9 protein-coding genes are annotated in these 13,407 nt (G+C 34.2%); 8 read left to right on the top strand and 1 reads right to left on the bottom strand.

Annotated elements, in window-relative coordinates; all coding sequences use genetic code 11:
• Positions 1–289: 289 nt before the first annotated feature.
• Positions 290–1,015 carry a VanW family protein gene (locus tag KDN24_RS22670; protein WP_409973981.1) on the top strand — a complete coding sequence of 242 codons (726 nt, stop codon included), beginning with the start codon at positions 290–292 and terminating at the stop codon, positions 1,013–1,015.
• Positions 1,016–1,185: 170 nt separating this feature from the next.
• On the opposite strand, the gene KDN24_RS22665 is transcribed toward KDN24_RS22670, so the two are convergent.
• A complete protein-coding gene (locus KDN24_RS22665) occupies positions 1,186–2,157 on the bottom strand; it encodes a hypothetical protein (RefSeq protein ID WP_409973982.1) in 972 nt (323 codons plus the stop codon).
• Positions 2,158–2,815: 658 nt separating this feature from the next.
• Here KDN24_RS22665 and KDN24_RS22660 point away from each other — a divergent pair.
• The 7 genes from KDN24_RS22660 to KDN24_RS22630 all read left to right on the top strand — a co-directional run bounded on the left by KDN24_RS22660 (position 2,816) and on the right by KDN24_RS22630 (position 13,216).
• A complete protein-coding gene (locus KDN24_RS22660) occupies positions 2,816–4,264 on the top strand; it encodes a sensor histidine kinase (protein WP_491348176.1) in 1,449 nt (482 codons plus the stop codon).
• The gene (locus KDN24_RS22655) at positions 4,261–4,947 is read left to right on the top strand and encodes a response regulator transcription factor (protein ID WP_409973983.1); all 687 of its coding nucleotides are present in this window, start codon (positions 4,261–4,263) and stop codon (positions 4,945–4,947) included. Before KDN24_RS22660 ends, KDN24_RS22655 begins: the two co-directional genes overlap by 4 nt.
• A gap of 1,558 nt (positions 4,948–6,505) precedes the next feature.
• Positions 6,506–7,195 carry an ankyrin repeat domain-containing protein gene (locus tag KDN24_RS22650; protein ID WP_409974332.1) on the top strand — a complete coding sequence of 230 codons (690 nt, stop codon included), beginning with the start codon at positions 6,506–6,508 and terminating at the stop codon, positions 7,193–7,195.
• Between the two features lie 105 nt (positions 7,196–7,300).
• Positions 7,301–8,296, top strand: a complete 996-nt coding sequence (locus tag KDN24_RS22645; protein ID WP_409973984.1) for a DUF4822 domain-containing protein — start codon at positions 7,301–7,303, stop codon at positions 8,294–8,296.
• Positions 8,297–8,613: 317 nt separating this feature from the next.
• Positions 8,614–9,177 (top strand): GNAT family N-acetyltransferase, encoded by a 564-nt coding sequence (locus KDN24_RS22640; RefSeq protein WP_409973985.1) that lies wholly within the window; start codon positions 8,614–8,616, stop codon positions 9,175–9,177.
• Positions 9,178–9,297: 120 nt separating this feature from the next.
• Entirely contained in the window at positions 9,298–9,885 is a 588-nt protein-coding gene (locus tag KDN24_RS22635) for an O-methyltransferase (protein WP_409973986.1), read from the top strand.
• Positions 9,886–10,201: 316 nt separating this feature from the next.
• Positions 10,202–13,216 (top strand): AAA family ATPase, encoded by a 3,015-nt coding sequence (locus KDN24_RS22630; protein WP_491348175.1) that lies wholly within the window; start codon positions 10,202–10,204, stop codon positions 13,214–13,216.
• Positions 13,217–13,407 lie beyond the last annotated feature (191 nt).

Here is a 13,407-nt window from a genome sequence, read left to right as displayed (position 1 = left end):
AACTGGAAGCTAGTAAAATGGCCCTTCTCGACTTGAGAGGGGTCATTTATTATTTTTTAAATTGAAATTTCTGATTCTTTGTTTTTTTGTTAAAATAAGGATATATCCAATTGAAGATAGACTGAAAGAATTTGAATCCCTTGAAAAATGTGAAATTAGTAGATTTAAAGATGATGAATTTATTTTAGTAAAAGTGTAGAAAGGGAGAGAAAAATGAGATTAACAGAAATCCATCCTATACTTTACAACCTGAGAATAAGAGAAACGATTTTTCCGTTCTATTCTGAATATGAAAGAGAGAAGCAGATTTTCTAAAAATATAAGTAGGGACTCTTATTCGTTTACTTGTAAGAAGCATCAATCCCTTTTAAGAAGAAAATTAGGGAATAGCGATCCGCAACTTCAAGAAAATAAAATTACTAATTTAAAATTGGCAGCCAGTAAACTGGATGGCATCCTTATTAATCCCGGAGAAACTTTTTCTTTTTGGGAATTAGTCGGAAAAACTTCAAGAAAAAAAGGATATATTGAGGGGATGCTGCTTTCAATGGGGGAGGTTAAGACCGGTATTGGTGGGGGGATTTGTCAATTGGCAAATCTACTTTATTGGCTGGCTCTTCATACACCTTTAGTGGTTATAGAACGTCATCATCATAGCTTTGATCCTTTTCCTGACGAAGGGAGGGTTCTTCCTTTTGGAAGTGGTGCAAGTGTGTTTTACAATTACGTCGATTTAAGATTTAAAAATCCAACGAATCAGCCTTTTCAAATTAAAGTTTGGGTAACGAATAAGCATTTAAAAGGGGCTATTTATACAGATAAAGAATGGAGATATTCATATCATATTGAGGAAAGAAATCATACATTCATGAAACAAAACGATAAAATTTATCGTAAAAATGAAATCTGGAGAAAGGTTGTTGATAAGAAAACAGGAAATTATGTTGATGAGTCCCTACTTTTTAAGAATTTTTCAGAAGTGAAATACGAAGTAGCTGAAGAAAAATTGATATAGGGAAAATTATATTAGCCCTTAACGGATTGTCCCTTATCTATGAATCCCTCAGCCTGACCGATACATAAATTTTATGATCTTAGCGGGAAATAAAAATAAAACAACATAGGGGTTCTACTACCAAAATGTGAATTTGTTCGTAGAGCCCCAATTTTTGTAGGCGATATCAGTTATTGCATGTCAAGTATATCAATGAATTTCCAGTTGCCAGATTCATCTTTTTTCAAAAGATAAACATATGTACTTTCAAATTCTTCTGCTTGTTCGATCGTTGCCTTTTCATCTTGAACAACTAATGCTTCTCCGTCAATTATATAATGTACCTCAAGACCAATTGTTTCACGTTTTATATCATAATCTTTAAATGCTGTTTCAATTTCTTCTTTAAGATTTGTGTAGTCAGGGTACTCCTTGCTGTATAAACTAAGTAACCCTTCAACATCTTCGGCATTTGCATAATCATCTGCTTTTTTGAAGAACTCAGTAATTTCTTTTTCCTGAGCAATGAAGTTCGAATCTTTTCTAATACTTTCTAAATAAGCATCGTATAGATCACTGTAGATGGCATCATCTTCAATTGCATCTAGTAGGTCGTAAAATGCAGCAACATGTGCCTCTACTGTTTTTTGATCCGCATTTTTAGCAATCAGCGCATCAAGTTCATCTAAATGCATCTTCGCTGTAATGACATATTTAGTAGATTGAAGTGCCTTTTCCCCAGGAGTTTTATACTTGGAAAGTATCGCATCACGTGTTGATTTTCCGTAAACACGATATAGTAAAATCGCTTGTTTACGAATCTCGCTTGATAATTCATGATAACTTTTTTCCGTTACAGCTGAGATTGGGTTTGCTGCATATAAAGAATTAAATTGATTTGCTTTATCAACAATTTTCTTGCCAGAAGTAATCGCATCAATATAACCCATTGCACGGCTATAATGAATCCCTACATTTTCTTCGAGACGCTTTTCTAAATTTGCTTTATCCTTACCGCTAACTTTAGCAATCTCTTTTTTTGCATTTAAATAAGCCTCCTTTGTTAAGTTGAAAATTTTCATATCTGGATACTTAATTTCTTTTGTAAGCTCATAAGAGATTTGCCATTTTAATGCGCCTGCATATTGTTCTGCTGTTTTCACTAAAGATTCAGCTTTCGTTTCTGAGGCTGCTTCTGCTTTTGTAAAAGGTGTAATGACGCTAGCCCCTACAATCCCACAAGCTAATAAAATATAATACTTTCTTCATATATATTCCCCTGCTTTTCTGTAGTCTTATAAATATTTTAATATATAAGCCTTAATAAGAATATGGTATTTTAAAATTTGCTTCTAGTATTATATTATGGTTACTTGGCCATAAATTGGGCTGACTACCATGGGTAAATTTAACTGAAAAGATCAAGTATTAATAGTTTAAACACGATCTGAAACTTGCTGAATTTTATCAACCTTGATGGGTACTAATACCATTCAAGGTTATTTTTTTACACAAACAACTTCGTCAAAAGACTGGTGTTACGTTAAGAAGCGACAAATATTGTTTTGATGATTTAAATGGAAACATTCATGCTCTTCACTTTGTGAATAAAATAGGGCAACCTATAAATGCAATAACAAAGATATTTTTGGATTTTTTATAATAATTTTAGAGAATTTTAAGGATTGTGTGATATTGTTTTGTTAGTTTCTTATATAAATTATCGTTAGGATGACAATCAGTATGATGCATTTGAGTACAGACTAATAAGTGGTTGAACCTATTGGATAAAGGTGTAAGTGGGTGAAAGGCGGTGAATGAATGTCTATAAAAATGAGGTTTCTGCTATCATATGTTGGCGTCATCATTATTTCGATTACCTTACTTTTAGCAGCTGGTTTTTTACTGATTTTTGCCTTAACAGGTGATGTAAAAGCGATCGAGAATTTTTACAAAAAATCTTATATTCAAAAACCGTTGACCGAAGTTGAGGAAAGTGTGTTCCTTGATTTAAAGCTTTTAGCTAAAAATAATCCAGAACAGCTTTTACACGTTGATCAGTTGGAACAATTGGAACAAAATGATATTGCGATTGTCGTCAGGAAAGGAAGGAATATTGAATACGCTTCCCCAACTCTTGATAAAAATGCATTGGTTACATCATTACCTAAGTTTGAAGAAATGAACATCAACACCAGAGACACAATTAAAATAGACGGTTTCTTTTACACGTTTGTGAAGTTCGATTTTTATTTTTCCGATAGAAGTAAAGGAAGTATTTTTGTATTAAGAGAGGCAAGCACACATGTCGAGTATATTCGAGAGATATTTCCAATTTTATTCGGACTTTTACTTTTTCTTCTTATTATCATTATTGGATTATTGAACTATGTTGTGTCTAGAAGCATTATTAAGCCTATCTCGATATTAAAAGAAGGTGCGGAACGGATTAAATCAGGAGATTTAGACTTTATAATCAAAACGAACTCAAAAGATGAAATTGGACAATTGAATAGGTCATTTGAAGAAATGAGAATAAAGCTAAAAGAGTCTGTCAGTCTCCAGCTTCAGTATGAGGAAAATCGAAAGGAACTTCTTTCAAATATTTCACATGATTTGAAAACACCAATTACGTCAATTATCGGATATGTCGAGGGGATTAAAGATGGTGTAGCGAATACCCCAGAGAAAATGGATAAATATTTATCAACGATTTACTCAAAAGCAAAAGATATGGATTTATTGATAGACGAACTATTTTTATTTTCAAAGCTTGATTTAAATAAAGAGTACTTTTCTTTTGAAAGTATTGAACTTGTACAATATTTGCAAGATTATGTGGAGGAGCTTCATCTAGATTTATTGCAAAAAGGGATACAAATTAAACAGCATTTAATTTCCAGTCCGATATACGTGAAGGCAGATCGGGAAAAATTAAAGCGCGTGTTAGCTAATCTTATTAGCAACGGTGTAAAGTATATGAATAAAGAAGAAAAGTGCATTTCGATTTATTTATATGAAGGGCCGTATGATGTAGTTGTACAAGTAGCGGATAATGGCTTAGGAATAGAGCCGTCTGCTTTACCACATATTTTTAATCGCTTTTATCGAGCAGAAGAATCTAGAAATTCAGCAACAGGTGGAAGTGGCTTAGGTCTTGCCATTACACAGCAAATTATTAAAGAGCATGAAGGGCATGTTTGGGCTACTAGTGAATTAGGAAAGGGTACCAGTGTCTTTTTTACCTTAAAGAAAGGTGATTCATTATGAAAAAAATATTACTTATTGAAGATGAAGTAAGTATTGCAGAATTACAAAGAGATTATTTAGAAATTAATCATTTTCATGTCGATATTCAACATACTGGTGAAATCGGACTCCAACAGGCTCTTCAGGAACATTATGATTTAATTATTTTAGACATTATGCTTCCAGGTATAAATGGATTTGAGATATGTAAACAAATACGTGCAGTTAAAAATATACCCATTTTGTTTGTATCCGCTAAAAAAGAGGATATCGATAAAATCAGAGGCCTCGGTTTAGGGGCAGACGATTATATTACGAAACCTTTTAGCCCTAGTGAATTGGTAGCAAGAGTGAAAGCACATATTGAGCGTTATGATCGTTTAGCAGTCAATCAAGCTCAAACAAATAGCATTTTCGTTCATGGAATCTCAATTGATAAATCAGCGCGCAAAGTTCATATTAATGGAGAGGAAATTCCATTTACCACAAAAGAATTTGACTTACTAGTATTTCTTGTCATGCACCCGAATCAAGTATTAAGCAAAGAGCAGCTCTATGAAAATATTTGGGGATTTGATTCAGCGGCCGACGTTTCAACGGTCACCGTCCATATTAGGAAACTCCGTGGAAAAATTGAAAGTGACCCTTCACAACCAAAATTCCTAGAAACCGTTTGGGGAGCTGGGTATCGATTTAATGTTTAATTTACCGATTGTTTATTACGAACCGTCACAATTGTGACGGTTTTTCTTGTAATATCAGAATTTATATCTTTGAAGTCTAAGGAGTGTGTAGCGCCTAGTAACCATCCGACCCTCGGGATTGCTACTCCCTGAACTTACAAAAAATGAGTAACTCTATATTGAGACTGTTCTTTCATCAAAATGGGATAGGCAATGGTCTCAAAGCTCCCGAATGAGACCACAGCTGCGACAAAACAGGTTGAGCAGTGGTTTCAAAGAACTTGAATGAGACCACAGCTGCGACAAAACAGGTTGAGTATTGGTTTCAAAGAACTTGAATGAGACCACAGCTTTGACAAAACAGGTTGAGCAGTGGTCACAAAGCGCTTGAATGAGACCACAGCTGCGACAAAACAGGTTGAGTAGTGGTCTCAAAGAACTCGAATGAGACCATAGCTTTGACAAAACGGGTTGAGTAGTGGTCTCAAAGTGCAGCAATGAGACTGTAGAATTGTCAGAAGAAAATGTCCATTTTGGGGAAAGGTTGTAGGGTTTGATTCCCGAACGGAGAGGGCTTTGTCTATTTCGGTAAAAGGTTATTGAGTTTGATTCCCGAACCGCGAGAACCTCGTCCATTTCAGGAAAAGGTTGTCGGGTTTGATTCCCGAACGGAGAGAGCTTCGTCCATTTTGGGAAAAGGTTGAAGAGTTTGATTCCCGAACGGAGAGGGCTTTGTCTATTTCGGTAAAAGGTTATTGAGTTTGATTCCCGAACCGCGAGAACCTCGTCCATTTCAGGAAAAGGTTGTCGGGTTTGATTCCCGAACGGAGAGAGCTTCGTCCATTTTGGGAAAAGGTTGAAGAGTTTGATTCCCGAACCGCGAGAGCCTCGTCCATTTCGGGAAAAGGTTGAAGGGTTTGATTCCCGAACCGCGTGAGCCTCGTCCATTTCGGGAAAAGGTTGAAGGGTTTGATTCCCGAACCGCGTGAGTCTTATCCTTTTCGGGAATCAGGATTAAAGTAAAATGGAGATTTCAATAAAATATCCACTACATATCGCATAAGAAAAACAAAGGTATTCGCCAAAGGATCATGTCGAGTCTAAGTTTTTCTAGTAATTATTAAAAAATGTTTTTAATAAGTTTTAAGTTTTTTAAGAATTTATTTAGAGGGAGTTTAAGAATAAGTACTACCATAGTAGTTGTAATCACTAGTGTTCATACAAATTCCATTCAGGGAGGAGCAATTTTCATGAGACATTAAATAGAACAACAAATAGAACAACATTAACATTTATTGGGGATATTGATTATTTCTCTTTCCATACTTAATAGTAAAAATAATAAAGCGAGCGGATGGTGAATTTGATGAGGAGGTGGGTAGCAGCAGTCATTGGATGTATGTTCATTCTTCAAGGATGTATTCCAAATAACGATGTAGACTCAAATAACGATGTAGACTCAAATAACAATGTAGACTCAAATAACAATGTAGGCTCAAATAACGATGTAGACTCAAATAACAATGTAGGCTCAAACAACAATGTAGGCTCAAATAACAATGTAGATTCAAATAGCACCATAGATCCAGATAACAACTTAGACTCAAACAGAAGCGTAGCCCCAAATAACGATGCAAACCCAAATAAACTAACAAATAAAAAGGTAGATATCGATATGAATGAACAGCTTTTTCAAGCTGCAGAGCGTAAAGAAGCTAAGACAATAAGAGGGCTGATTGAAGAAGGCGTCGATATAAATACGCAGGACTCAGATGGGCGAACTGCCATGATGATTGCAACTTATAACAATGATGTAGAGATAGTGAAAGTTCTCATTGCTGCGGGTGCTGACGTTAATATCCAAGATCATATCCAAAATAATCCCTTCTTGTATGCAGGTGCGGAAGGTTATCTAGATATTCTAAAACTTACAATTAAAGCAGGTGCGGATCCGTCTATAACGAATCGGTATGGAGGGACTGCTTTAATCCCAGCTTCTGAACATGGATATGTGGATGTGATTAAAGAACTTCTAACGAATACGGATATTGATGTAAATCATGTAAATGATCCCGGTTGGACAGCGTTATTAGAAGCAATCATTTTGAGTAATGGTGACGAAAAACAGCAGCAAACCGTACAACTGTTAATTGATCATGGAGCAGATGTTAACATTCCAGATAGTCATAACGTGACTCCTTTACAACATGCTCGTGGGAAAGGATTTAAAAAAATTGAGCAAGTTTTGTTGAAAGCAGGAGCAAAATAACGAAATCATCTAAGCATTTAAATAGTTACCTCACACTAAATGACTGTGATGGATAATAGACAGATGAGTTCCTTCATAAAAAAGTTAAATGAGGAGATGAAAATAATGAATAAAAAATCAAAAATAGTATCATCTATCCTACTAGGATTAACATTAGTAATTACAGGATGTAACACAAATTCACAAGAAAATCAAAGTAAAGAAAAGCAAGTACAAAAAGAAAATCAAAGTGAACAAAAGCATGTACAAACAGAGAATGAGGGTAAACAAGAAACAAAGTTAACGACGGGACAAGAATTTGCCAGCATTTTAAGCAGCACAAATTGGCAAGGTACAAAAGTATATGATAAAGATAATAACGACTTAACAAAAGAGAACGCAAACTTTATTGGTCTAGCAAAATATGATGATCAAACATCACGATATGAATTTTTTGATAAAGAGACAAAAGAAAGCCGTGGTGATAAAGGAACATTCTTTATCACGAATGATGGAAAGGTTCGGGTCTTAATTTCGGAATCAATGGGTTACCAAGCGGTAGTCGAAATAACAGAACTAAATAATGAGATGTTTACCTATAAAAGAATGGGTAAAGATGCAAATGGTAACGATGTAGAAGTATTCGTGGATCATATTCCTTATAATGAAACAGAGCTTTCCTTTACAGATCCAGATAAGACTTTGGAAACTTCCACAGGAGAAATAGTTACAAATGTTGATGGTGACAAAATTTTATCTAGCACTCTATGGCAAGGAACTGTGGCATTAGATGAAAACGGCAATGACGTATCAAGCTATAATGCAAATTATTTAGGTCTAGCAAAATATGATGATGAGACAAGTCGATATGAATTTTTTGATGCGAAAACGGGTGAAAGCCGTGGGGATTACGGTTATTTTGATGTAGGACATGGAAATAAGATAAGAGCTCATGTTTCACTAGGTGATAATAAGTATGGTGCAGCTCTAGAGCTTACAGAGCTTAATGAAAATAAATTCACATACAAACGAAATGGAAAAGATAAGGATGGCAAAGACATAGCGATAACTGTAGAGCATATTCCTTATGATGGGGATTTTAAACTAGAATTCACAAAATAAAACATTTATCGCAGATTAACAGTATAACCCACTGAGAGCGCCACGTCTTGTCTGTCGTTAGACTACAAGATATTGAGGAAACAAAAATTTCTAATTGGGGGATGAGAGGGAATCCTTCCTCCGATTGAAGGTTCGCTTTATATTTGGCAAGTTATGAAGAAGGGAACGGTTCAGACCGTTCCCTTTTTTCAGATCTATTTTTAATAAAAATGATAAGGACTGGCAAACTAAAACGATAGTTTCATTGAATGATGTGACAATGGAGGGATATAATTCCAATGTAAGACGCTGTAATAAATAAGAGGGAGTGGTTTATAGTGGTAAAAGAAAGTGCATTTCCGATACTTGAAACTGATAGATTGATATTAAGGCAAGTTACAAAAGATGATGCGAGTAGTATATTAAAGTATTTGTCTGATACAGACGTCATGAAGTACTTTGGATTAGAACCATTTAAGTCTATAGATGAAGCATTGGATGAGATTTCGTGGTATCAAACCATTTTTGAGAATGAAACAGGAATAAGATGGGGGATTACATTGAAGGACCAAGATGAGGTTATTGGGAGCTGTGGTTTTCTTAACATGGTTTCACAGCATTTTCGTTCTGAAATTGGTTTTGAGTTAAGTAGAGAACATTGGGGGAAGGGAATAGCAGGTGAGGCATTGAAAGCAGTTCTTACATATGGATTTGAACAAATGAATTTACAGCGGATCGAAGCGTTAATAGAACCACCAAATATTCCGTCCCAAAAATTAGTGGAAAGACAGGGATTTAGGAGAGAGGGACTTTTGCGAAGTTATGAGTTTACTTGCGGGAAATTTGATGATTTATATATGTATTCATTGTTAAAGCAAGAATTCAAAAATAATGTAGACTAAGTACTTATTACTGAAGCTATTCTAGTTTGTTGGGCTAGCTATGAGAAAGTTCTATATTAGATAGTCTGGCAGACTAATAGGATCGTGTAGACAAAATTTATGAGAAAAGGGTTGTTGCCAATGTTTCAAATGAATTCGTCTAATCAAGCTTTACCGAGTAATGTAATGGAAGTGAAAAGAACGGCAAAACAAAATGGATTTGTAAATTCTTGTATGGATGAAGTAGGGCTGCTTTTAAGAACTCTAGCTGCTCAAGTTAGGTGTGGGAAAATTGGTGAAATCGGCACCGGTTATGGAATTGGAGCGTCCTGGATTATTGCAGCTCTTACACCTGATAGTGAATTTATCACAATTGATAATGATGTAGAGAAAATTAGAGCTGTAGTTCGTTACATTACAGGCTCAAATATTAAAGTAGTTCATGGGGATTGGAAAGAAATATTGAAATCACAGCCATTTGATTTGCTTTTTGCTGATGGAGGAAAGGCAAAAGAACTTGAACCTGATTTGTTGTTTGCAGCCCTTAAAGTTGGAGGTACGATCCTATTGGATGATTTAACACCAATTGAATTATGGCCAGATGAATGGAAAGGGAAAGAGGACTTAGTAAGAAAATATTGGCTGCAGCATCCTAAAATGTATAGTACAGAATTACGTGTTACTCCTGAACAAGCTGTCATTATTGGGGTAAAAATATCAAATGAATAGTGTCTCAGTTAATAGCATGTAACATCAGTCCCACGACATAAAGCAAAAAAACTAGTTATTTACACAGATCGTCATAAATCTACATTTTTCCTCTATTTTTTCAAGTATGGACCCGAATTATGAATAAAAAAATCACCTTATGAATAGCTAATTAAAATTTGTGTCGAAAAAAAGGAATACAACTTTTGTTTACTGTTGAAAATTTCAGGAATGATTGTTTTCCATTTTAATTGAATTTATACTAATGGTGTAGATGAAAGCGTAATCAATTTTGCTTCAATATAAGATCATAATGTCGGAAGAAAGGAGCAAGTAAATGGGAAAAATCAAAGTGAGTTTTTTTGGCAACTTTATGACCACTGTTGATAATGAGAGAGTCACTTTTCCATTTGGGAAGGTGGAAGCACTTTTCTATTACTTGGTCGTGAATAAATTTGCGACAAGAGATCATTTAGCCAATTTACTCTGGTCTGAAATGGGCGATCAACTTGCAAAAAAAAATTTAAGAAATGCATTGTACACGTTAAAAAAACTGTTTGTTGATGTCGAACTATTTACGTTTAATGGTCTTTCTTCGGTCTCCTTGAATCCTGATGCACAAATTGAATCAGACTATGATGCTTTTATTCAAAATGAAGATGATATCGAAGTTTATAAAGGTGAATTTTTACATGGCAATACCGTGAAGGACGCAGATGTGTTTGAGCGGTGGATGTACGAAGTTAGAGATGAATGTAATTATCTTTATTATAATCGTCTCTGTCATAAATTGAATGAATGTAAAGAAAGCAAAGATTATTTGCAGCTTGAAAATATTTGCCGGATGATTATTCGAATTGATGAGTATGATGAAAAAGGCTATGTTGAGTTGATGAATTGTTATAAAGAACAGCAAAAATATTCGAATGCCATCGTTGTTTATAATGAACTGGCTGATTTGCTTTTAAAAGAATTAGAAGTGGAGCCCAATAAAGATACGAAAAGGGTTTACAATGAAATTCTCGACTTAATGAATGAAAGAGATAAAATTAAAACCTCGCAAAAATTCTTTTTCGGAAGAGATAAAGAAACACGGCTCCTCAAAAAGAATTATCATTCCTTTAATGAATGCAAATCCCACACATCCTTTCTTATTCGCGGCGATATGGGAGTCGGCAAAACGCGCTTGAAGGAGTATTTTGTAAATGAAATATCAGATGAAGTGGTTAATATTGTTGAAGCGAATTGCTATAAATTCGAAGAAAACTATGTATTAAGACCATGGAAGTCTATGTTAGTAAAAATCTTAAAAATTATTAAAGCAGAGCATATTGAACTGTCACAAACAATGCTAGATGTCCTTGGAAACATTGCTCCTGAATTTGAAAGTCAGCGCCATGAAATCTTACAATTACCAAGACTTGCGACCGAAACGACACAAATATATGAATTAGAGGACGTTATATTAGAATTATTAAGATCATTATCAAACAGAAAAAAAATGATCTTAATATTTGAAGATATTCATTGGATGGATGCAACTAGTATGCGTCTATTAAATAGTTTACTCGTAAAAGAGGAATTAAAAAATTGCTTCTTCTTCTTAACGATGAGAAATGAAATGAACCACGAGCTCGAAAAGTTTCTCGTATATGTTAATCATTATGCAAACGTAGATGTTCTTGAATTAACCCCATTTAATAAAAACGAAGTAATGCGATTTATAACTCGAGCACTTCCTGAAAAAAAGATTTCAAACGAAATGATTCAGAAAATCTATCATGAAACAGAAGGAAACGCCTTCTTCTTAACAGAATATGTTCAAACAATTATGAGTAATAAAACGAATAATATTATGTCTGCTAGAATGATGGATGTTTTAAAATCGAGATTCATTGATTTAAATCAAAATGAAAGAAAGATTTTAGAAATTACATCGCTGTTTTATGATGAAGTTTCGATTTCAATTTTAGGAAAACTGCTTGATTTAGATGAGCTTGAAATTATTGAAATTGCTGAAGCATTAGTAGATAAAGGATTGTTAAAGGAAATTACGTATCAAAGTGATATTTGCTATACATTTGTCCATCAAAAATTAAGAGAATTTCAATACTTGCAAGTTTTCAATGGAAAGAAGAAGATTTTACACTATCGCATCGGAAAATTACTTGAGCAAAATTTACGTCACAATCTAAGTGATTTAGATATATACTACAAACTTATTTACCATTTTGAAAAGGCAGGAAATGATACACATGTCTTAAAATATCGGATTAAAAGTATGAATATGTTCCTTAATTTTATTCATGAACGTTTTCCTGTCATTCAATTTGACGAAGAGGCATTTAGTAAGTTATACCTTGGTGAAGAGGATACAGAGCAAAACTTAGTGAAGCTCGTTCAGTTGTTCGAAAAGGTAAAAGAGGAGTATCCTTTAAATGATGAGCTTAATTCGTTTAAAATGCATGTGTGCTATTTAGATGGTCGTTACAAAATTAGAACAGGCAAGTATGAAAGTGGTTTAAAGAATATTGACGAAGCCATTCAGTTAGCGATTACGGAAAAACGAACAGATTTTATTCTAAAGGGATATGAACAAAAAATCATTTATGCTCTTCAAACACGCAATGTCAAGATTATGGGACAAGAATTAGCGAAGGTTCTCAAATTTATTGATGACTCAACTGAAAAATGTATAGTAGGTGTATGGCTTAGATATCAAGGGGTGCATGAATATCTGCAGAAAAATTATGAGGAAGCAGAAGACCTTTTTCGCAAAAGCATCTTAATCCATACACATGATAAAGGGACGTATGAAAAATACCGTCTAAAGATCGCTGCCTGCTATAATAACATCGGTGAAATTCGTGTAGAACAAGGGAAGCATAAGGAAGCACTTCACTATTTCGAAAAAGCAATTTCCATTTGCAAAGAGAAGAACCTGTGGATAAGTGTTTCTTTATTTAAAACGAATGCTGGCGAAGCATATTACTATGTCAAAAATTTCACAAAAGCAAAGGAATATTTGCAAAACGCGCTGCTTATATACAATAAATTGGAATTCAATTTAAGTCAGCCAATTGCAGAAAAATATATGTGCCTCCTGCTTATTAAAGAGAAAGAATATATGCAGGCATTAACTTATTTAAAAGCAGCTGATATACATGCACAAATTTTAAAAAGTCCAAGTGAATTAGAAAGCATTGCAGAAGCAAAAAAAATAATTTTGACTGAGATGAAATCGAATCAAGCATTGCATAATGTTTTTCATAAATATTTACAGGACTTTGACCATCCTGATTTTGATAATCGGAAAGGAAAACAACAAGACAAATCACCACTAGTAAGTTAAATAAATAATTATTGAATAAAAAAAGGGGCAACCAAAGGCTGAGAAATCGGCTTATCGGATTGCTCCTTTTCCTATGTACAAATTCATATAAATGAATGCTCAACGTTTGAATTACAGCATGCTCCTCCTTTTGACGTTTTATAGATGGAATGACACTAAACTTAAAAATGAACATGTTAAATCTATATGAA

Source organism: Cytobacillus sp. Bva_UNVM-123, assembly GCF_046351715.2.
Taxonomy (GTDB): Bacteria; Bacillota; Bacilli; order Bacillales; family Cytobacillaceae; genus Cytobacillus.
This window is presented reverse-complemented; position numbering and strand designations above follow the sequence as displayed.